Annotated in this window: 22 protein-coding genes; 12 read left to right on the forward strand and 10 right to left on the reverse strand. The window is 68.4% G+C overall.

Annotation, left to right across the window (positions count from 1 at the left end; all coding sequences use genetic code 11):
- Positions 1-484 (forward strand): aldehyde dehydrogenase family protein (locus SRB5_RS12970; protein WP_153452059.1); only part of this gene is annotated, 484 nt, incomplete at its 5' end.
- On the opposite strand, the gene SRB5_RS12975 is transcribed toward SRB5_RS12970, so the two are convergent.
- The 4 genes from SRB5_RS12975 to SRB5_RS12990 all read right to left on the reverse strand — a co-directional run bounded on the left by SRB5_RS12975 (position 444) and on the right by SRB5_RS12990 (position 4,449).
- Positions 444-1,244: a hypothetical protein gene (locus SRB5_RS12975; RefSeq protein ID WP_228390017.1), complete on the reverse strand. Its 801-nt coding sequence runs from the start codon at positions 1,242-1,244 to the stop codon at positions 444-446. The two genes, SRB5_RS12970 and SRB5_RS12975, sit on opposite strands and share 41 nt — an antisense overlap.
- Before the next feature lie 668 nt (positions 1,245-1,912).
- Positions 1,913-2,476: a hypothetical protein gene (locus SRB5_RS12980; RefSeq protein ID WP_153452061.1), complete on the reverse strand. Its 564-nt coding sequence runs from the start codon at positions 2,474-2,476 to the stop codon at positions 1,913-1,915.
- Positions 2,477-2,506: 30 nt separating this feature from the next.
- Positions 2,507-3,934: a hypothetical protein gene (locus SRB5_RS12985; RefSeq protein ID WP_228390018.1), complete on the reverse strand. Its 1,428-nt coding sequence runs from the start codon at positions 3,932-3,934 to the stop codon at positions 2,507-2,509.
- A gap of 38 nt (positions 3,935-3,972) precedes the next feature.
- Positions 3,973-4,449 (reverse strand): hypothetical protein, encoded by a 477-nt coding sequence (locus SRB5_RS12990; RefSeq protein WP_153452064.1) that lies wholly within the window; start codon positions 4,447-4,449, stop codon positions 3,973-3,975.
- Between the two features lie 300 nt (positions 4,450-4,749).
- On the opposite strand from SRB5_RS12990, the gene SRB5_RS12995 reads away from it, so the two are divergent.
- Complete coding sequence (locus SRB5_RS12995) at positions 4,750-6,069, forward strand: AAA family ATPase (protein ID WP_153452065.1); 1,320 nt, start codon at positions 4,750-4,752, stop codon at positions 6,067-6,069.
- Complete coding sequence (locus SRB5_RS13000) at positions 6,066-6,932, forward strand: DUF7192 family protein (RefSeq protein ID WP_323377846.1); 867 nt, start codon at positions 6,066-6,068, stop codon at positions 6,930-6,932. The genes SRB5_RS12995 and SRB5_RS13000 overlap by 4 nt, the downstream gene beginning before the upstream one ends.
- A gap of 27 nt (positions 6,933-6,959) precedes the next feature.
- Here SRB5_RS13000 and SRB5_RS13005 read toward each other — a convergent pair whose 3' ends face one another.
- Genes SRB5_RS13005 through SRB5_RS13020 form a run of 4 tightly spaced genes read right to left on the reverse strand, consistent with a single transcriptional unit; the run spans position 6,960 to position 9,620 of the window.
- Positions 6,960-7,481, reverse strand: coding sequence for an ATP-dependent Clp protease proteolytic subunit (locus tag SRB5_RS13005; protein ID WP_153452067.1), 522 nt, complete (start codon positions 7,479-7,481; stop codon positions 6,960-6,962).
- Between the two features lie 43 nt (positions 7,482-7,524).
- Positions 7,525-8,316 carry a hypothetical protein gene (locus SRB5_RS13010; RefSeq protein WP_153452068.1) on the reverse strand — a complete coding sequence of 264 codons (792 nt, stop codon included), beginning with the start codon at positions 8,314-8,316 and terminating at the stop codon, positions 7,525-7,527.
- Between the two features lie 44 nt (positions 8,317-8,360).
- Positions 8,361-9,146 (reverse strand): FHA domain-containing protein, encoded by a 786-nt coding sequence (locus SRB5_RS13015; RefSeq protein ID WP_153452070.1) that lies wholly within the window; start codon positions 9,144-9,146, stop codon positions 8,361-8,363.
- Between the two features lie 15 nt (positions 9,147-9,161).
- Positions 9,162-9,620 (reverse strand): hypothetical protein, encoded by a 459-nt coding sequence (locus SRB5_RS13020; protein WP_153452071.1) that lies wholly within the window; start codon positions 9,618-9,620, stop codon positions 9,162-9,164.
- A gap of 163 nt (positions 9,621-9,783) precedes the next feature.
- Here SRB5_RS13020 and SRB5_RS13025 point away from each other — a divergent pair, with 163 nt between their 5' ends.
- A complete protein-coding gene (locus SRB5_RS13025; RefSeq protein WP_153452073.1) occupies positions 9,784-11,907 on the forward strand; it encodes a protein kinase domain-containing protein in 2,124 nt (707 codons plus the stop codon).
- The gene (locus tag SRB5_RS13030) at positions 11,894-13,312 is read left to right on the forward strand and encodes a serine/threonine-protein kinase (RefSeq protein ID WP_153452074.1); all 1,419 of its coding nucleotides are present in this window, start codon (positions 11,894-11,896) and stop codon (positions 13,310-13,312) included. The genes SRB5_RS13025 and SRB5_RS13030 overlap by 14 nt, the downstream gene beginning before the upstream one ends.
- An 18-nt stretch (positions 13,313-13,330) precedes the next feature.
- Here the strand turns inward: SRB5_RS13030 and SRB5_RS13035 are convergent, their stop codons facing one another.
- Positions 13,331-13,708: a VOC family protein gene (locus SRB5_RS13035; RefSeq protein WP_153452076.1), complete on the reverse strand. Its 378-nt coding sequence runs from the start codon at positions 13,706-13,708 to the stop codon at positions 13,331-13,333.
- 531 nt (positions 13,709-14,239) lie between these two features.
- On the opposite strand from SRB5_RS13035, the gene SRB5_RS36435 reads away from it, so the two are divergent.
- From SRB5_RS36435 to SRB5_RS13070, 7 genes are all read left to right on the forward strand, one after another.
- Positions 14,240-14,671 (forward strand): helix-turn-helix transcriptional regulator, encoded by a 432-nt coding sequence (locus SRB5_RS36435; RefSeq protein ID WP_228390019.1) that lies wholly within the window; start codon positions 14,240-14,242, stop codon positions 14,669-14,671.
- Between the two features lie 579 nt (positions 14,672-15,250).
- Positions 15,251-15,565 carry a WXG100 family type VII secretion target gene (locus SRB5_RS13045; RefSeq protein ID WP_407703913.1) on the forward strand — a complete coding sequence of 105 codons (315 nt, stop codon included), beginning with the start codon at positions 15,251-15,253 and terminating at the stop codon, positions 15,563-15,565.
- 26 nt (positions 15,566-15,591) lie between these two features.
- Positions 15,592-15,894, forward strand: coding sequence for a WXG100 family type VII secretion target (locus tag SRB5_RS13050; RefSeq protein ID WP_153452079.1), 303 nt, complete (start codon positions 15,592-15,594; stop codon positions 15,892-15,894).
- A complete protein-coding gene (locus SRB5_RS13055; protein WP_153452081.1) occupies positions 15,894-17,654 on the forward strand; it encodes an RNase A-like domain-containing protein in 1,761 nt (586 codons plus the stop codon). The genes SRB5_RS13050 and SRB5_RS13055 overlap by 1 nt, the downstream gene beginning before the upstream one ends.
- Before the next feature lie 14 nt (positions 17,655-17,668).
- Positions 17,669-18,235 (forward strand): hypothetical protein, encoded by a 567-nt coding sequence (locus SRB5_RS13060; protein ID WP_153452082.1) that lies wholly within the window; start codon positions 17,669-17,671, stop codon positions 18,233-18,235.
- Between the two features lie 31 nt (positions 18,236-18,266).
- Positions 18,267-18,566, forward strand: a complete 300-nt coding sequence (locus SRB5_RS13065) for an RNase A-like domain-containing protein (RefSeq protein WP_323377847.1) — start codon at positions 18,267-18,269, stop codon at positions 18,564-18,566.
- Between the two features lie 10 nt (positions 18,567-18,576).
- Complete coding sequence (locus SRB5_RS13070; protein WP_153452084.1) at positions 18,577-19,233, forward strand: contact-dependent growth inhibition system immunity protein; 657 nt, start codon at positions 18,577-18,579, stop codon at positions 19,231-19,233.
- 92 nt (positions 19,234-19,325) lie between these two features.
- Here SRB5_RS13070 and SRB5_RS13075 read toward each other — a convergent pair whose 3' ends face one another.
- On the reverse strand, positions 19,326-20,627 hold the full coding sequence (locus SRB5_RS13075) for a cation:proton antiporter (protein WP_153452086.1): 1,302 nt from the start codon (positions 20,625-20,627) through the stop codon (positions 19,326-19,328).
- Positions 20,628-20,640 lie beyond the last annotated feature (13 nt).

Genomic DNA, 20,640 nt, shown 5'->3' on the forward strand with positions numbered 1-20,640 from the left:
TCCTTCGGTGCGGCTGTCGTCGCTGGCGAGCCGGCGGCACTTCGAGAAGGTGTCGGCGTACGTCTCCGGGATTCCCGGGGACGGCGGGAAGATCGTCACCGGTGGTGTCGACGAGTCGGGCCGCTGGGTCGTTCGGCCGACGATCGTCACCGATCTGCCGCTGGACGCCGCCGCGTACCGGGAGGAGATCTTCGGCCCGGTGTGCGTCGTCAACCGTTTCGACACGGAGGACGAGGCGGTCGCGCTGGCCAACGACACCCGTTACGGCCTCAACGCGATGGTCTTCTCGGAGAACCTCTCCCGCGCCCACCGGGTCTCGTCCCGGCTGCGGGCGGGGATGGTGTGGGTGAACTGCTTCTTCATCCGCGACCTGCGTACCCCCTTCGGCGGCGTCGGTGACTCGGGCGTGGGCCGCGAGGGCGGGGACTTCAGCCGGGAGTTCTTCACGGAGCCCAAGGCCGTGGTGATGCAGATCCAGCGGTGATCAAGGGGAGCACGTTCGACGCTCCCGGGTAAAACCACGGCGCCCTCTCGCCGCGTTCCAGCGCCGAGAGGGCCGCCAGGGCATCCACTGCCGTCTTGCAGCGCGGGTGCATGGCGGCGAAGGAGGTCAGCCGGGGGCGGAGGGTCGGCAGCCAGTCGGCCACCTCATCGATCCGACCGGAGTAGTACCAGGTGAACTGCAGGTCCTCCCAGAGCACTTCAGCACCCCAGCTCAGCGCCACCCTGGCCAGCCCCGCATCTGCCTCACGCCCCGGAACCGCGGCCAGATGTGACAGCCACGGAGCAATGCCGTCCGTCGCGGCGGCAATCCCTTCGAGCATGTCGAAGACGGCGGTCGGTCTGCGGCCGTCGGTCAGAGCCAACGACAGCAAGGCTCGGAAGGCCTGGTCAACCGCGTCACGCTCAGGATCCGGCCACGAGGCGAGCCCGGCCCCATGGAGATGGGACATGGCGAGCGAAGGGTCGGTCTCAAGTCCGGGACCCCACATACGAACCGCACGAGGAAACAACCGACGCCACAGGACGGGGTATTGATCGTCGTCCCAATGGTCCGGCACCTTCCTGACGAAGTAGCCGAGAAGGTCGTCCGACACTCCCGACACGTCACCACCGAGCAGGAGAAGATCGGACTCCGTCAGGCAGCGGGTACAGCCGGACATGGGCCGGTCGAATGCGGGCGGCTGAGCAAAGGCCGTGTCAACGGCGTCCAGAGCCAACTGCCATTCCGAAGTGGGTGTCACCTTGCACCTGCTGGGGGGCTCCGCACGGGACAACCGGCGAAGAGTCTCACGCTACACCACTTGCCGAAGCGTCACAGATCGAATAGGGCGCCACTCGCTCCAGAGTCAGTCCGCAGGGGTTTGCGTGCAGACCCACTGACCGGCTGAACTCCTTTCGAAGCGAGATCCATCGTTGTGATCAAGGGCTCCGAGCACATATCGTCGAGTAGATAAGTCCTCCGCCGAGACGGGCAGACCCAGTTGGTTGGCCAGGAGAACGAGAAGACCGGGAGTAATGTTCGACATAAGGCTGCTGAATAGAAGACCTGGGCCGCCCGAGATCGGGTGAGCGTTCTGCTCCACGGTAAAGATCCGGCGGTGCCCTCGGACACGCCACAGGTCCGGACGCGCCACGACCATCAGTCGGTGATCGGGCACGCGTGCGCGGCATGCGCCCCTTCCACGCCCGATACACATGCAGCACAGGCGGCCAGACAAGTCAACTCGCGCTTTCACAAATTCATGCAACCCATCCCGCATCCAAAAAGTCCACGTCTGCATGCATGCGCACTCTTGGCGCAAACGCCGACTCCACCCCGCCCACCCTCACTCGCTTCCCGACCAGATACCAGTGCCGTCGGGGCTCTCTTCCCAGATAGCGAAGTCCTCAGCATGCACACAGTCGAGAACTACTCCTGCACGCCTTCCAACCCTGCACGAACATAGATACGCACACCGACTGAGGAGTCCCTATACTCGTACACCTTCACGCAGTGCTTGAGCTTGCGCAGGATCGGCGGATCCTGCACCCCATTGAGTTGCCCTTCTGGGCACAGGCTGACCATGGACACGCTCTTGGCGACCTCCGGCTCCGGCACGCCCAAGTGAGTGAAACTTGCACCAAGCGTGTATGGATTGTTCGGATCGGGGTTAGCATTCGGAACCATCCTGGTGCCGGAGGGGATCAGCTTTCTAAGGAATTCCCCGGCGGCCTTCTCGGGAAGGAGGAAGGTCAGAATTCCGACATCGTATCGCTCACCCTGTTTGTAACCTGCCCGGCGGTCACCCGCTGCCGCCGGCACGGGCAACCCAATCACGTCTGCGACCTCGGCAAAGGACGCCTCGCTCTTCCAGCAGCAGTCCTCACGGGTCTGGGTTCCGCCCTCACCCTCACCGGATGCGGTGCAGCCCGTCACTGCAGTCAGGGGAATGACCACAGCCATCAGGCAGGTGGGTAGGAACTTCTTGTGCATGGGTACCTCATGGTCGGGAGGATTCGGGCATCAGCGGTATGAGTTGTCACGCCCAGGATCCATGCGGCTCCCACCCAGACCGGGTTCGTCGGGCGCCGGCAATGACCCGGATCCGAGATCGTAATGCTTGACGGAGCTATTCCCGGATACATCAAATTCCTGAGCCATCCCGGTCCTGTGGAGCCGCCCTGTCTCTTCATCAGGGATATGCAGGGGGCCGATGTCCACCGACTTCCCACTGTCCCAGTTGTAACGATCCCATGCGTTGACCTGGTAATCGAGGGAAACCTGCGGTTGACCGTCCGCCGCAGGGGTTACCGTCACGACCCCGGTGATGTTTGACCCAGTCGAACCGACGGCGTAGTACCAATTTGGTTCGGATTCCTTGGGGAAGTAATAGGTCTGGTTACGGGATTCCACAGGGATAGCTACGGGCCGACCTCCCGACTTCCTGTATTCTTTCAGCGCCTCCTCCCTCCACCGCGATGACTCCTGAGAAAGCGCCTGATCGATGTGCGTTCGGAATCCCGGATCATCGTGCATCATCTTGTCGACCGGAAGGTCCAGAGGATCGCCGCTGTTCTCAAGATAGTGCACCATATGCCGGGCAGCGTCTGTGTAGTTCATCCAATCACCGCCCTCGGCGATCGCCCGGAGCTTCTCCCTGTTCAGCCGATCGTCGAATCCGGGCGACTCGCTGTCGTGTGTGCCTGAGCCTCCGTCCGGTGCCAGTCGCTTCACCTGAGGAGAAAAGATGCCAGCGGCCAGGAGACTGTCTTTGTGCGATGACCACAGATCGGCTCGGGCCTCCGGCCCGAGGGACACCCACAGGCGCCGCAGCTTGGCACGCTGCTGAGGCGAAGCGTCACCCCCGAGCGTAGCGAGCTGGACGGCAACGGGCAGTTGTTCCTCGTCGAGCGAGGTGTAGGTCGCGTGGCCGGCGTTGTACGGATCCCTGCCGTGAGCCTTGGCCAATGCGCTCTTCACCGCGGCGTCGATCTCGGCGGCGTGGGCGACCGCTCCCTTGATCGCATCCGCATACCACTGGATGAGGTCCTCCTGCCGCGCGTGTTGTTCAACTCGACAGATGGATTCTGCGACCTGAACGGTGCCATCCCCCATCTCCGTAATCACCAAGGGCTGGATGCCCTTGGTGGGCTCTCCCTTACCTGCCTGCGCCGTGAGGTCCCGGACACGGCGCTGCAACACAGTCAGTTCGGTCGCGGCATCATCCAGCACAGCATGGATACTCGCGGCTTCATTGTGAAGGTCTGCGAACTCCTTGACGGCCTGCCGCACGAAATCCTTCGTAACCCCCGCGTTTACCCCCTCCCATCGTGCGGCATCCGACTGAAGTAGCAGCCCGCTGTACGCCGAGTCCCGGAGTCGAACGAGATTGGCGGTCATGTCCTTCCAGTCCGCGCCGGCAATCTCCAGCTTGCGGAGATCGACGTTCATCAGATCGGTGTACGTCAGTCGCTCCATCTCGCGCCCCGTCATTCCACCATCCGGGAAATCTCGGAAGCGCTCAACGCCGAACCGTCCCGATGCCGCATTGAGGCCGCTACCTCGGCTTCGTCCTCGGCATGCGCCTTCGTCGTGAAGTCCAGGTGATTGGAAATGTGCGCGCACATCTGCAGTAGAGTGCGTACCTGACCACCCCACACAGTCAGTGCGTCGGACAGTTCCTCGCCCATACTGAAGTTGTGTCCGCGGAGCTCGCTGACGGCTTGGTCGGTCGACCCGGCGCCGTCCTTGCCGGGCCCACCCCCTGCACTCCTGATATCCGCCTGCCGCCGTAACCGTCCGTGCAGCTCATACGCCTCATTTCCGACCTTACCCAGATCATCCTGGCATACGACGAGATCGGGACGCCGTCCACTGCCGGGCCCTCTTGAGTCGCACGCAGCCTGATCCAGTCTCATCGCACGAGCGTTGGACTTCAGATCGGCCCACTCCTTCTCGAAGGACATGATCCCCCCTCTTTCGGACGACTGGGTTGACACCGTACAAGAGGTACCGATCTGCCACCACCGGCAGTTCGCCTGGGACATGATGCCGGGCTCGAAGGCCTCGAGCTCCGCGCAGCCCTCTCCGTAGCTCTCCCGGCTGTAGTCCGCCGCTCGGTCGGAGGGCTCCGTGGCCGCGCTGATCCGGGGCCGTGGCCCGCCGGTCGTTTGTAGGAATCTCGCGACCCATGGCATCAGCAGCAATCGTGACGTGGTGGCATGGCTCCGGGAGGGGTCCCGCACAGGTCCCCGCAGAATCCCGGTATGCGGGAGAACTTGAGGACGGAAGTCCGTCAGATCGCGAGCGCCGTCGCCGGCGACACCATCATGCGGTACGCCGATGCCCTGGCCAGGTCGCCCTTTGCCCAGCAGACCATGGACGAGACAGCGCGCCGGGTGGCCACCGAGGCCGCCCGCGCGGTCGCCGACGAGCGCGTCGCCCACGCCGAGGAGATCGTCCGGGCGGCGGCCTCCGCGGCCGAGTCCGCGGCCGGCGCCACGGCGCGGCGGGTCGCCGAGAAGGCGGCGTCGGGGCTGGCGGCCGAGACGGAGCGCAGGGCGCTGGAGGCGGCGCGGGAATCGGTCGAGTGCACGCTCGGTGATCAGCGCCGGGAGATCACCGAGACGCTGGCCACCGCGCGCAAGGAGTTGGACGAGAAGCTGGGGCGGTTCTGGGGGGAGCTGCAGGGCGCGCGGGCCGAACTGAACCGTAACGTCGGGCAGTTCGCCCGTAACGAGGCGGTCCGGGCGGTCGCGGCCGCCGCCGAGAAGGTGCCGCCGGTCGTGGAGGTGCGGATCGCGGCGGTCCCGGACCCGGCCCGGATCAGCGGGCACAGCCATGTGGTGCTGCCCGATGTGCTGCTCGCGCTCGGGGCGGGCTGCCATGTGATGCTGGTGGGTCCGGCCGGGACCGGGAAGTCGATGATGGCCCAGCAGGCGGCCGAGGGCTTCGGGCAGGAGTTCCATGCGCTGTCGCTCGGCCCGACCACCCCGATGAGCAAGGTCTTCGGCTACTACGACGCCCACGGCACGTACCACGACACGCCGTTCCGGAGGGCGTTCGAGCACGGCGGGCTGATGCTCCTGGACGAGCTGGACAGCGGTCACCCGGGCCTGCTGGCGGAGCTGAACCAGGCGCTGTCGCTGCGCACCTGTGCGTTCGCCGACGGCATGGTCACCGCGCACCGCGACTTCCGGCTGGTGGCGACCGCGAACACCTTCGGCACCGGCGGTGACCGGCAGTACGTGGGCCGGCAGGCGCTGGACGCCGCGACGCTGGACCGGTTCGTCGTGATCGAGGTGCCCGTCGACGAGGAGCTGGAGGAACGCCTCGCGCTCGCGCACGCGCCGTCGCGCCCCGACGCGGTGCGGCAGGTGGTCCAGCAGGTGCGCGAGCTGCGGACCACGGCGGCGGAGAAACGGCTGCCGGTGATGTTCTCGCCGCGGGCCAGCATCGACGCGGCCCGGCTGCTGGAGGCGGGAGCGAGTACCGGGCAGGCGATCCGCTGGCGGGTGGTACGGGGGATGTCGGCGGCACACCGTTCGGCGCTGGGGCTCGCGGACGAGACGGACGGTGTCGCGTGATCCGGCCCGGAGCGCGGCCCGGGGACACCGTCCACGCACTGCCCGCCCTGTGGTCCTGGCAGGAGTACGTGGACCGGGCCCGGGCGCCCGACAGCATCCGCAACGGGGCCGGGCGGCGCAACGCCGCCAAGTGGGCCGGGGCCACCTGGGACGGCGCGCTGGAACTGGCCGAGGGCGGGTGGACCACCGTCCTGCCCGAGGTGGACGCCGAGGTCGCCGAACTGCGTGAACGGGTCGGCGACGAGGTGCTCACCACGGCCATGACACCCGCGTGGGACGTGACCGGCAGCGAGGTGGACGTCGGCGTCTATCTGAGCGGGGTGCCGGAATGCATGGTGGACGCGGTGCCGCAGCGGATCTCGGCGCGCGGCCGGGTGGTGACGTTCCTGATCCCGGCCGGCTTCGACCACACCACCCCGCACTCGGCGGTACTCCACCGGGGGGTGGCGCTGGCCGCGCTCTGCTCCTCGATCATCGCGGCGGGGCACAGCGTGGAGATCTGGTCGGGCTTCTGCGCGTACGTGAGCAAGCAGGACCGGTTCGCCGCCGTGACACGGGTGATCTCGGCGGCCGAGCCGCTGGACATCGGCCGGCTGATGTTCGCGACGGCGCATCCGGCCATGCTGCGGCGGCTGTGGATGGCGGTGTGGGACAGCGCCCCGCCGGAGGAGGCGCGGCGGATGAAGGGCGCGCGATACGGCTACGCCCCGTACGACTGCCTGGCGGAGGACCTGCCCGAGGGCATCACCGAGCCGTACGTCCTGCCGTATCTGGCGCCGGAGGATCCGCAGTGGGTGTCGGTGGACTCCGCGCTGGCCTGGTGCCGGGAGGTGTTCACAAATCTCAAGCTGCTACGGGCGTGAGGGGTGCGCGAACTCCCGACCCGGGTTTCACACGCCGGGCGGGTGGTCGTGGACTCGGTCGACGAGGCCGTACGCACGTGCCTCCTCCGCGGTGAAGTCACGTTCCGCGTCCCAGTCCCTGCGGATCCGCCAGGGGCTGTGCCCGATCCGCGCGGCCATGAGTTCGGAGAGCGTGTGGCGTACTCGTACGAGCCTCGCGTCGACGTGTGCGTCGCTTCGGGGGAACGAAGGCCCCCTCATCACTATGCGGGCGCCGCGCACAGTGATGCGCTTGTCCGGTGCACCGGCCGAGAGCAGGAACTGCGCCATCCCGCCGGCGAGGCCGAACGTATAGGTGGCCACGTCACACGGGACGAGCGTCATCGCGTCGTAGACGGCCGTCCCCGCGGTGACGGAGCCGCCCGGCGATTCGATGAACAAATGGATGTCCCGGCGCGGCTCCTCGGCCGCGAACCGCAGTAGTTGAGCCACCACACGGTTCGCCGCGGCGTCGTCGATCTCGCCGTGCAGCTCGACGACCCGGCTCCCGAAAATCTCCCTGTTGCGCATGGATCCCCCTGCTTGCCGACCGTACCTCGGGTAACGCCCGCGATCACTTCCTCAGCATGTCCAGGTCCGCCCGGCGGATGGTCGTCGTGACCAGCAGATCATCGATGAGGTTGTGATTGAGCGCGTTTCCCACGGGCTGCGGGATCTCGTCCTCGACGAGACCGCGCACGCCGTGCTTCTCGCTGATCCTCAGGCGCACCTTTTCGACGACCCGGGCGGCCCGCTTCGTGCTCCACTTCTCCCGGGGGCACAACTCCCCCAGTTCGAAGGCCACCTGCGCCCAGGTGAGTGGCGCCGCCGACGGCTCGTTGCGCAGATAGCGCTGGGCGAGGCAGACGAGGACCAGCTTCTCCTCGTCGCTGATCCCCCGCGTCTCCTCGATGGTCTCCGCCTCGCGGATCCGGTCGGTGTCCCATCCCGCGACCGATTCCGAACGCCCGGCCACCCGGACCTCGAGCAGGTGCTCGCGCTGCGCCGAGACGATGAACGCGGGTGTGTACCCGACGGGCAGGTGGGCTCCGTCGCCGCCGAGGACCAGGCCGGATCCGGGGAGCCGGATCGGGGCCTTCCCGGTGTTGCGCAGCACCCAGCCGGAGGGCTCACGTGTGATCAGGCCCTGGCGGCGGCTGACCTTCTTGTCGCCGGCTCCGACGCAGACGTGGACCTCGGGTACGTTGCGCCCGAAGTACAGGGTGAAGTTCGCGTCGGGGGCCACGCTCATGCCGCCGTTCGAGCCCCGGACGAACAGGGTGCCGGGCTCGGCGTGACGGTCCGGGTGGCTCAGGGATCCCGCCGTTTCCGGCAGGAGGGTGACTTTGCTCGGTGTCCTGGTCATGCGAGGGTCCCCTGCTCTGTCTGGTCCTGCGGGGATGATAGGGGTCATACCCGGGACCGGTCCCGCGCCACCGCCGCGCCGGCGTCGATGAGCTCCAGGTCCGGCGGGACGAGCGTCGTGGACTCCACGAGCGCCCGGATCAGGTTGTGCAGCGGGGTGTCGTCGCCTGGCCGGTCGGGTCGCAACGGACGGGCGAATCCCGTCGCTTGGAGTCGGCGCCGCACGACCTCGACGCGGTGCTCGATCCGGCGGTCCGTCCACTCCGCGTCCGGCCGCAGCCGGGCCAGCTCCGCGGCGGCCGTGGTGTACGTCAGGGGGCGCGGGTTCTCCTCGTACCGCAGATAACGCCGGCCCAGTAACACCAGCAGCAGCCGCTCGTCGGGGTCGAGCGGACAGATCGTCTCGGCTTCCCGGCATGGCATCGGGTCCTCATCGTGTCCCTTCACGTACAACTCCACCAGATGCTCGCGGCTGCCGGATCCCTTGACGAACACCGGGGTGTAGCCGGTGCCGAGGGGGATCGGTTCGGTGCTGAGGTGCATCGTCAGCCCCCGGGGGAGCCGGATCAGCCGCAGTCCGGTGTTGCGCAGCCACCACTGCCCTTCCCTGAACGTCAGTTCCCCGTGCTGCCGGCTGACGGACAGGTCGTCCACGCCGACACCCAGGTCCACCGTTCGGTCCCGGGGCTTGTCCTTCGTCGGGCCGCGGCCGAAGCGAAGGGTCAGGCCCTGCCGCGGTGGTGCCTCGAGCCTGCCGTTGACCGTGCGGGCGCGCAGCGTGCCGGGCACGGCCGGCCCGGAGTCGCGGGCGAGGCTGGTGGTCGGAGTCATAAGGCGCTCCTCGGCTCAGCGGCCGCAGTAGGTGTTGCGCAGCAGCGTGTTGATCCGCTTGCCGTCGGCCTCGGTCACCTGGTGGTTCCCGGTGCTGAATCGCCGCGCGGCGACCTGGTCCGGCCGGGCGACGTTCCGCTGCAGGTCGGCGCACTGTGCGTCGGCCTTGGCGTCGGCCTCGGCCATGTTCTCCGGTGTGCCCAGTGCCGGGTCGATATAGCGCAGGCCGCTCTGCAGGGCAACGCTGCGGGCCGCGTCGAACGCCTCGTCCACTTCGTCGTTACGGTCCGGAGCCGGGTTGCTTTCGTCGTCGGGGCGGGAAGGAGCGCTCGTACTCGCGGCCGTCGACCGGGCCGTGTCCGGCCGGCCGGGGTCGGACCCGTCCGTACCGTCGCTCCCGCATCCCGTCAGCAGCAGTGCCGCCGCCAGTGCGACGAGGGCGGCAGGGCGGCTCGTGGCTGAGGTCAGGCGCATGCGCTCGCTCCCTGGTGAGGATCCGGTTCGTCCATGGCGGACCCAGAATGGCGCACCGCGTCCGGGACCCGTCCCGGATATCTCCGGCAAGCTGCTCCCGTGGCACCACGGTTGGCTTTAATGGGATCACGTGTGTACGGAGCGTGAGACGAGAGGCACGGGCGTGCGTCCCCTGGAACCCGGTGATCCCCGCAGGCTGGGCGAGTACGAGCTGTCGGGGCGGCTCGGCGCCGGGGGGATGGGCGTCGTGTACTTCGGCCGGTCGCCGGGCGGGCGGCCCGTGGCCGTCAAGGCCGTGCGCGGGGAGTACGGCGTCGACGGCCGCTACCGGGAGCGGTTCCGGCGTGAGGTGGCGGCCGCCCGGGAGGTGAACGGCGCGTTCACGGCCGCGGTGCTCGACACCGGCGACGACGGCATCCCCTGGCTGGCGATGGAATACCTGCCCGGTCTGTCGCTGGCCGAGGCCGTCGAATCGTACGGCCCCCTGCCCGAGTCGGCCGTACGGCTGCTGGCCTGCGCCGTCGCGGAAGCGCTCGCCGACATCCACCGCGTGGGGCTCACCCACCGGGACCTGAAGCCGGGCAACATCATGCTGACCGAATTCGGGCCGCGGGTCATCGACTTCGGGCTCGTGCGGCCCGAGGACGGGGGTGACCTCACCGTCCGCGGAACCCTGCTCGGCACCGTGGCGTACATGTCGCCGGAGCAGGCGTCGGGTGCGGTGTCCGGAGCCCCCGGTGACGTCTTCGCGCTCGGCTCCGTGCTGGTGTTCGCGGCGACGGGGCGCTCCCCGTTCGAGGGCGGCGACCGGGCGGCCGTCCTCGAGCGAGTACGGGCCGCCCGTACCGGTCCCCTCGGGATCCGTGACCGCGCGCTGCGTACGGCCGTCGAGCTGTGTCTGCGCCGCGAGCCGGACCGCCGGCCCGCCGCCGGCGAGTTGTTACGACGGCTCGGCCGGCCCACCGGGTCCGTCGAGGGGACGGGGTGGCTGCCCATCGCCCTCGGCCGGGCGATCGCCGGCAGCGGCCCTCCGGCAACGGCGTACGAGGCGTCGCCCGGGGAGACGACGGCCGACTCCGGGAGTGTGCCGGGGACGACGGTGCCGCCTGGGCGTCCCGGACGGCGCCGGCTGCTCCGGGCCGGCATCGGGGTGACCGCCGCGGCCGCGGGTGTGCCGGTCGTGTGGAAGGCGTGGGAGGCGACGCGTACCGAGGACGCCGGTGAACCGTCGAGGCCCTCCTCGTCCCCGGTGGCGCGCAAGCCGGCCGTTCGGCTCTGGTCCAAGCAGGTCGCGGCCAGCGACGGAGGCCCCCGGTACCTGATCGCCGCGGGACGGACAGCCCTCGCCGTGGCGGACTCCCTGGACGGGCGGGTTCGCGTACTCGACCCGAGGTCCGGCAAGCAGCTCTGGACACGCCGCGCCGACGCCCGGGGACCGTCGGGCTTCCTCACGGCGGGGGCCGGCGCGGTCTTCGCCTTCGACCCCCGTCGCAGCGGCGACAGCACCGAGCCGTACACGCTGCGGGCCCTCGACGTGGCCTCCGGCCGGAGCCGGTGGACCGCCGAGGTGCCGTTCTTCCCCTGGGGGATCCTGGCCGCCGGGCAGGTCGTCTGTTACGCGGAGGGGTCGAACATCACCGCCCTCGACACCGGGAGCGGGCGGACCCGCTGGACCGCCTCACCCGGCGGGCTGAACATCGGCGGAGGACCCGACGCGGTGCTGACGACGAACGAGGACCGGATCACCGCGCTCGACGCCCGCACCGGCCGCACCCGCTGGAAACGCCGGGTGGACGAACCCGACCCGCCCGTCACCGCGGACGGGATGGTCTTCACCCGTAACGCCTTCGACTCCCTGATCGCACTACGCGCGGACGACGGGGCCCGGCTGTGGGAGAAGCACATCGACTACAGATGCACCGTGCGCCACTGCGGGCAGGGGATGGTGTACGTCTGCGGTCCGGAGCCGGAGATACGCGCCCTTCGGGCCGCCACCGGGGAGACGGCGTGGTCACGGCCCATCGGGACCGGAGGCATGAGGCCGGTGACGCTGGGCCGGTCCGGACGTACGCTCTGGGCGCTCGTCGACACCACGCTGTACGCGCTGGACACCGCCGGCGGACGGACACTGTGGACGTACGAGGGCGAGACCACCGATCCCTCGGGCGCCGAGTTCGGTGACGGCGCGGGGATCCTGGACTTCGGCGATGTGCTGGTCGTCGCCACCGTGTCGGGCGGCGTCCAGGCGCTGACGCCGCCGGACGGGGAGGCGCATGGACGGGCTTGAACGCGGCGATCCGCGCCGCCTGGGACCGTTCCGGATCCTGGCGCGACTGGCCGTGGGCGGTACGGCGACGGTCTACCTCGGCCGGTCCAGGGGCGGCCGGGCGGTCGCCGTGAAGGTGCTGCACCGGGAGCATGCCCGCCGGCCCGCGGCGCGCGCCCGCTTCCGCGACGAGGTCCTGATCGCCACGGCGGCCGGAGGGCCGCACGCCCCCTCGGTGCTGGACGCGGACGCCGCGGCGGCGATCCCGTGGATGGCGCTGGAGTTCCTGCCGTCCGCCACCCTCCGGGACGCCGTCGAACACACCGGGCCGCTGCCCGACGCCTGCCTGCGGCACATCGCCGCCGGGACCGCCGAAGCACTCGGCGCACTGCACCGGGCGGGCATCGCCCATCTGGACGTCACCCCGGCGAACATCCTGCTGACCAGCGCCGGCCCCCGTCTGATCGACTTCGGCATCGCCGCGCGGGGGCGGTCCTCGACCGCCGACGGCACACCGGGGTTCATGGCACCGGAGCAGGTGGCCGCCGACGCGGGACCGGAGAGCGACGTCTTCTCCCTCGGCGCCACGCTGGCCTTCGCGACCGAACCCGACGGCGAGCTCCGCGCCCTCATCGACGAATGCCGCGATCCCGACCCCACCGCCCGGCCCACCGCCGCCGAACTCACCCGGCGCATCGCGGCCTTGACCTCGGCGGCCTCGCAGCCGGGCGATACGGAACTGCCGACCGGGGTACGGGAAGTGATCGCCGGTCGGCAACTGGCCGCCGCCGACGCCCCGGTACCTCCGTGGACGCCCACGCGGCGGCAGCTGCTTCTCGGCGTGGGTGTCGTCGTACCGTCGGCGACCGGAGCGCTGGTGGCGGCGTTGGCCCAGGACACCGGTCGCGGTCCTTCGCCGGGAGCGAGCCGGGGCGCGACGCCGTCAGCCGCTCCCCCGTTGTCGCCCTCAATGTCGCCCTCGCCCGCCACGCCGCCGTCGGAACTGCGGTTCGTCGTCACCGGGGACGGCCCGCTCACGGACCTCACCTACTGGGTGAACGGCCGCCACACGACGCTGCCCGAAGTCGCGCGTACCTGGAAGAAGACCGTCGTGCTGCCCGCCGGAACCGACTCCGTCGACTACCGGCTGCGCTTCACGGTCCACCGCGGGGCGGTCGAAATGCGCGTGTACGTCAACGACGTCGAGATCCAGGAGGGGAAGGATCCGTCCGTCGTCCCACAGGAGTTGACGACCTACCCGTTCGAGTCGGGTCTGGCGGGAAGCGCCGACACCACCAACCCGGTGCCGGCACCGCACTTCACCCCGCCCGCGATCCACGTTCCACCCATCCCGAGCTTCTCGCCACCCGCGATCCCCACGTTCCCCGCACCGCACTTCACGCTGCCCTCGTTCCCGGCGCGGTGAGGTCCGAGCACCCGACGGTCAGTCGCCGGCGGATGCGGCCGGGGCCAGACAGAAGAGGTGGCCCTGGGGGTCGGTGAGAACCACCCATTCGCCCTCGCCCGGCTGGAAGGCCGGCCTGGAGGCTCCGAGGGCGAGCAATTCCTCGACCGCGCGGTCCAGGTCGCGGACGGTGAAGTCGAGGTGGACGTGCTTGTTCCCCTCGGGCCACCGCGGCGCCTCGTAACCCTCGACACGGACGAAGGCCAGTCCCGGCCCCGCGCCGTCCGCGCCGAGGGAGGCGAAGTCCTCGTCGCTGTGGGTGAGCTCCCAGCCGGTGGCCTTCTGGTAGAAGGTGGCGAGCGCCACGGGGTCGGCGCAGTCGACGACCACGGTGGCGAGCTGTTCGACAACGGACATGAGCTGACTCCTCGTATCGTGAAAGCCTGACCGGCTTCGGCGCTGAGCCTCCCCCGGACGTCCCGCCGCGGTCTTGAACATCCTTGCGGCGGCCGGAATGTCAGACGTGCCGCGTACGGTGCGGACCATGCTCTCCGCCGAACCCGTCGTCTCCCGGCCCGACTTCGACATCAGCGCGGTGGCCTGCCACAGCGACCACACCCGCTGGTCGGCTCCCGAGGTGTGCGGCGCGTACCGCGTGGTGCTGGTACGGCGAGGCCGCTTCCGCCGCCGTGCCGCCGGACCGGCCGTCGACCTGGACACGAGCCTCGCCTACCTCGCGGTCCCGGGCGAAGAGGAGAGCTTCGCCCACCCCGTCGGCGGCGACCACTGCACGTCGATCAGCGTCGCCCCCGCACTCTGGCGCTCCCTGGCCGGCGACGGGCCCAGGAAGGCGACCGGGACGATCTACGTCGACCCCGCGCTCGACCTGGCCCATCGCCGCCTGCTCTTGCCCGCTCCTCGGACATCGACTACGCCACCACCGATGCCTTGCTCACCCTGCTGGCGACCGCGGTCACCCGGGCGGTCCCCGGACCGACGCCCTCCGCCGTCGGCGGGCCCACCACCGGCGACCGCGCCCTCGTCGCGGCTGCCCGCGAAGCGATCACCGCCGAACACCCCGCCTCCACCACCCTCGTGTCCCTCGCCGAACTCCTCGGCGCGTCCCCCTTCCGCCTGAGCCGCGCCTTCCCCCGCGAACTCGGCGTCTCCGTGACCCACTACCGCCACCGCGTCCGCATCGGCCGCGCCCTGGACCGCCTGGAAGCCGGCGAGACCAGCCTCAGCACCCTCGCCGCCGACCTCGGCTACGCCGACCAGGCCCACCTCACCTGCACCCTCCGCCAACACCTCGGCCACACCCCAACCGCGTTGCGCCGCCTTCTGACACGGCGAACGCATGGCGGTTCGGTTGAGCGGTGACACGGCACTGCCGGGCCCCGGTGGGTGGCTACCTCCGCCGGGTGACGTCGGGGGGCGGCGGGCGGTCTCGGGGCATGCGCCCGGTCATCCCACCACGCCGTTGCGATCAAGGAACGGAGGCAGCCGTCAGGCCAATGCGCATGAGTCTCACGCACTAAGCACCTCAGGGTCACGAAAGTCCGCGTCAGCGCGGTGAGCCTCCACGCCCGGCACTCGGCCACGGCACCGATGGTGGCACAACGCGCATGATCGACCACGATTTGTATTGAGAATCGTGCGTCGCGTATGCGAGGGTGTTCGAGTTGTGACTGGGGCAGCCGGGGCGGGGACGGTCTCTTGGCTGCTGTCGGGGCTTGCGGCGATGGAGCCGCAGGGCGCCGGAGTCACACGGGCCGAGGTGCGGCGCCGCGTTGTGCCGCGCGATTCCGGCCACCCGACCATGAAGCCGTACACCATGCCTCACCGGCAGTGAACGGAGGCTCGATGAGCATGTCCGGAAAGGGCCCGGGGCCAAGCGGTGGTCCTGGGCTGCGCCTGTCGGAGGACGATCTCACCAGACTCGCGGACGATCTTCACGCCATGCAGGATCACCTGGACCAGCAGGTGCGGCGGATGGACACCATCGTCGACAGCGTGGAAGCGGGATGGGAGGGACCGGCGGCCTCCGCGTACCGCAAGTTCCATCGGGCCGCCGCCGAGGACGCGGTGCGGATCCGCGAGGTCATGAAGCTGATCGAGGAGGCCGTGCGGCTGGGGCGTGACGGGTTCAGCGAGAGCGATCTCGATGTGCTCGACGCGATGCGGAAGGTCCCGGTCGACATGGACAGCGAGGTCGGCCGGCTGTCGACCCGGAGTGCGCCGCCGGTGCCGCGCAGCCGCCTCGAAGACATCTAGCCCGGTCAGACACCCAGGGGGGATTCATGTCAGAAGACGAGTACATCCATGTCTCGTTCGCTGCGCTGCAGGAGCTGGCCGGCGAGCTCGAGACAATCCTCCGGCAGCTCAACAGCAAGCTCGACGACCTCCACGGCCGTGTCGTGCCTGTCGTGCTGTCGTGGGAGGGCGAGGCCCGGAACGCGTTCGTCGACAAGCTCGACGAGTGGGACCGCTCCGCGCAGGATCTGCAGGCGGCGCAGAAGTGGTTGCACGAGGTTGTGACCGTGGGGCACAGCGGTTACGCCGAGACACATCGCGCGGTGCTGCGCGGATGGGGGGCGGCCTGATGTCGAAGAAGCTGCCGACGGATCAGGAACGCAAGGCGGAGGCCGCGAGGGCACGAGTCCCCAAGCCGAGTGCCGGTGGCGGCTTCGACGTGCAGCCGCAGCATGTCTTCTACACGTCGCTCATGGTGCGGGACGGGCAGTTCGACTACGACAAGGGCGCCAAGTCGCTCGTCGACGTGCTGAACAACTACAGCCAGTCCGCAGGCGCCGGCAAGGGTGCCGACGACTTCGCGGCCGCCTACAAGTCCGTGAACGAGAAGTTCCTGCACCTCTGGGCGAGGAGCGTGGTCAGCGTGGGCGGCGTCTCCGTCGGGCTGACGGACACAGCGAACAAGTACGTGCTGGCCGACTGGCACGCGAGCGCGCGGTACGGTCCGCCACCTCCGCAGAAACCACTGCCTGCCGTCATCCACACACCTCCCACGTATGGTCCGGTCAACGAAATCAAGTGGTCGGGAACCGGCCGGGACGCAGACTCGTGGGCCCTCTCCGGGGCGCTCGGAGAGATTCCCGATGCCCTCGCCGGACTCATACGTCCGGCAATCGAACACGGCTTGCGGCTCGGCAAGACTCACGAGATAACGCCGGGCGCCGAGAGCGAAGAATTCACAGCTATGGCCGAAGCCTGGCGGGCCGTGGCCGAAGCCGCAAACAGCGCATCCAAGGACTTCAACACAGCCATCAAATTTATCACAAACAGCAAAGGGAATGACGAATGGCAAGGCGCGATGAAAGCGTTCTGCCAGACCATTTGGGGTACCACCGAGTGGGGTAGGACTCTCGATGGTCAGGGAAATCGGGTATCCGTTCCGAAGGGACCCGAGGAGCATGAGTGGGCAACAAACCGCAAGGTTCAGCCCAGCAAAAGGCGACCGATCATCGAAATCCTCGTCCACACCGCAAAGACTGTGCAGGCCGAATTCACTCGCCTTGCCGAAGTGCGGAATAAAACGGAAGAGACGACGAGTAAGCTCGGAGCGGATGCCGCCAGGGCCACCGTCCGGGACTTGACCACCGATCTCGATCTCGTCGAACTGACCAAACTCACAGCGACCTTGACGTTCGGCGAAATTGTTATGACCTTTCGCTCCCACATGGACAAGTCTGGCTGCGATCAGGCAGTCGAGGCCTACCATCAGGCGTTCAGCGAATCGGCAAACAAACTGAGAGCGCTCGAGCACAACCTCGGCGAAGCGCTACTGAGCGTACCTTCTTTCAACGCCGAAGCTGCACGTGCAGAGGGCTACGGTGCACGCTCCCTGAACGACTTCAAGAAGGACCACAGTTGGCAGCGGCCCAACGCACCGGTCGGGAAATACTCACTCGACCTGGCAACCGAGGAGGAATTGTTCGGCAGCCACAGCATTGACAAACACGTAGGCCTGACAGACGAACAACTGAACCAGAGACTGCGGGACGAGACCAGCGGTTCCGGCACAGAGCCTGACATTCCCGCGGCTTCGAGTTTCACCGATATTGAGTCGGCTCAGAGGTTCACCGAATACACTCTGGACAACAATTCGACCGCCATCGGTGCATGGCTGAAGGGCCCCCCACCACCTAGCCCTGGAGAAACGAAGGCGTTCAGTGTCGTAGCGGTTACCAACGGGACCATGGGGCCGGAAATCACCGGCCGTACAGTGCCAGTCACAAACGGTCAAATAATGCCGGCGCGATACACTCACGGCGTAGAAACCGTGCTGAAGTACGAACCAAACCTTCAGCCTCCCTACGTGGTCTACACGTCCATGCCAAGTTGATCGAGGATAGGATCATGAGCGAGCTCGACGAGCATTCATGGGCCGAAGCAGTAGGCATGTACGGGCCCCGCAGAACAGTGCGAGTGAGAGACAGGGAGAACAGCCACTGGGTAAACGATGTGCCGTCACTCCTGCGCGGCAGAATTTACGATAACCGCGGCTGGAAATCGATCGACTTCCTTGGCCGCGACTTCGAGAGAGAAAAGGATCCATACTACCCATTCGCCGAAATTCCAAACACGTCAGAGAAAACAGAACTATTCACAGCCCGCATGACTGAAATCGCCCGACCGTCAGCCCGGAAGTTCCTGGTGGCGCTCGCCACTCCATGGCTCAACGCTCCAGAAACACCAGATTTTACCGAGAAAAGAGGCGAGTGGGAGAATAGAGCTGATATCATCCTTTCGCGCTTCCCGGGAAACTCTCGCTTCTACGCAAACACGGGATCGGATAGCGCAAATATCGACTATTATCAGCGAGTGGCCAGCTGGAACGGGATTTCCCATTACGACTGCGATCAAGGTTTGTTTCTGGTCTCCACGACGGAGATCGGAATGATCTGGTCCTTCAGGAACCTGTGAAGATCTCGCCCGCGATCCTAAGGACCCCTCTGTGCGTACCCGCACCGCGGCCTACCCCAACCGCGAAACCGCCCAATGGGCAACCCAGCACGTGATCACCCGCAACGAGCCCGCCATCGACCGCTGGCTCGCCCGGTCCACCCGTGCCCGTCTGACGATCGAAGCCGTCTGGCCCTCCCGGGACGAGCCCGTCGGGCGGGTGCTCCTGCAGGCCATGGCCCTCGCCGGGCGGGGAGCCGTTGACGTGCGGGCCGCTCGGGTCGTCCTGCGTCGTGAGCCCGCCTCCGCGCACGGGTTCGTCGTGCACGCCACCTTCCCCGTCTATCTGTGAGCGTCCGATCATGCCGCTGACCAGTTACGAACACGACCGTCGCCACGGCGAGATGGACCAGGTCCTCCGCGCCTACGCGGGGCAACCCGCCGACGACACCGACGAGAAGCCGAGCACCGCCCTCACCGCATATCTGCGGCAGACCTGGCACACCCGGCCCTGGGCACTCGCCACCGCCGAAGTGCAGGTGCGGGAGTACGCCCGGAATCCGCCCGGGCGTCTGCGGGCCCAGGTCGGGGAGTACTACGACCTGCCCGATGTCGGCCTGCCCGACGAGCGGATCCTCGGCTGGCTCACCGTCGTCGCCGATCACATCCGGCGGAGTGTCGAGGAAGGTGTCGTGCCACCTCCCGCCGTTCCGGAGACCCACTGGGAGTGGCACGCCCGGTTCCCCGAGCTCGGGCAACTGCTCGGCGGATGGTTCTCACAGGACATGCCCGACGAATTCGCCGACCACGACACCGCCCTCGAGGACTACCGCACCAGCACCGACTCCCACCTCGTCGCCCGCGTGGTCGGCGAGGTCCACGCCCTCCTCGCCCTGCGTCTGAGCGAGTCCGAGTACGCCGTCGCCACCGCCGAGCTGGGGCAGGAAGTGGAGCCGCCGGCAGCTCATGCGCCGAGTGCCTGGCTCCTGAGCATCGCCGAACGGCTTCGCACGGCGTAGCGGCGACAGGCGGAGTCCCACAGCCGTCGCCCGCCGGCGGCAAGTCCCCCTCGACGCGCTCGAAGCCGGCGCCCCTCAACCGCGCCCGGCCGCTATACCGCCCTGGCCGATCCGGCGAGTGCGACGGGACGGGGAGCCGGTTGGTCGGGCGCGAGCGGGGGGTTGGGCAGTAGCGGGGCGGCCAGCGCGGTCGTGCCGAGGGCCATCAGCACCATCATGGTGAACATCTGGCTGTCCAGGACGCCCAGACTGACCCCGGCGTTGATGATGATCAGCTCGGTCAGCCCGCGGGTGTTCATCAGCAGGCCGAGCGTACCCGCCTCACGCCAGGACATCCCGGTCAGTCTGCCGGGAACGGCCGCGCCGACCAGCTTGCCGACGCAGGCGACCGCAAAGATGGCCGCGGCTTCCAGGGCACCGCGCCCGGACAACGCGCCGATGTCGACGTTCAGGCCGGTCACGATGAAGAAGACCGGCAGCAGCACCATGCTGATCCCGTCCAGCGGCCGCTTCAGGCCGTCGGCCAGTGCCTCACGCGGCTCCCGCGGCATGACGAAGCCGAACGCGAAGGCGCCGAAGATCGCGTGGATGCCGATCCAGGTCGTGGCGTACGACGAGAGGAACAGCCCGGCGATGACGATGACGACGTACACCGACGGCACCCGGTCGCGGACCATCCTGCGGGTGAGGGCGGCAAGGAGCGGGCGTACGGCCAGCGCCATGAAGGACACGTAAACGGCCGACAGCACTGCGATCTGCGACATGGCCTCGTGCGCGCCGCCGGCGGTGACGATCGCCGCGGTCACCGCGAGCAGGCACCACGCCAGCACGTCGTTGATGGCCGCGCCGGCCAGCGCGAGCGCTCCCGCGGGGGTACGCGTCATCCGGTGCTCGACGAGGATCCGGGCCAGCACCGGGAACGCGGTGATGGACATGGCCGCACCGAGGAACAGCGCGAACGCGGTGAACGACGTGTGGTTGCCGTCCACGGTGTCGTGACGGGAGTAGAGGAGTGCGGCCAGGCCGAGACCCAGGCCGAACGGGAGGGCGATCGACCCGATCGACACCGCGCCGGCCGTCCGGCGCTTCCCGGCCAGCAAACCCTTTTCGAACTCCCAGCCGATGGCGAACATGAAGACGAGCAGCCCGACTTGGGCGATCACCGCGAGATAGGGGCGGGCCTCGGTGGGGAAGATGTGCTCCGAGGGGTCGCCCGGCAGGAGGCCGAGGAGGCTGGGCCCCAGCGCGATGCCGGCGATGATCTCGCCGACGACCGGCGGCTGCCGCAGGTATCGGACGAGCCGGGCGAGGACGCTGCCCACCAGCAGGACGACGGCGATGTCTGCGATCACGACCGCGATCAGCAGATCGGAGTGCTGAGCGAGGCTCTTCATTCAGTGGCTCCTC

The sequence above is a fragment of the Streptomyces smaragdinus genome, assembly GCF_009604385.1.
Lineage (GTDB): Bacteria > Actinomycetota > Actinomycetes > Streptomycetales > Streptomycetaceae > Streptomyces > Streptomyces smaragdinus.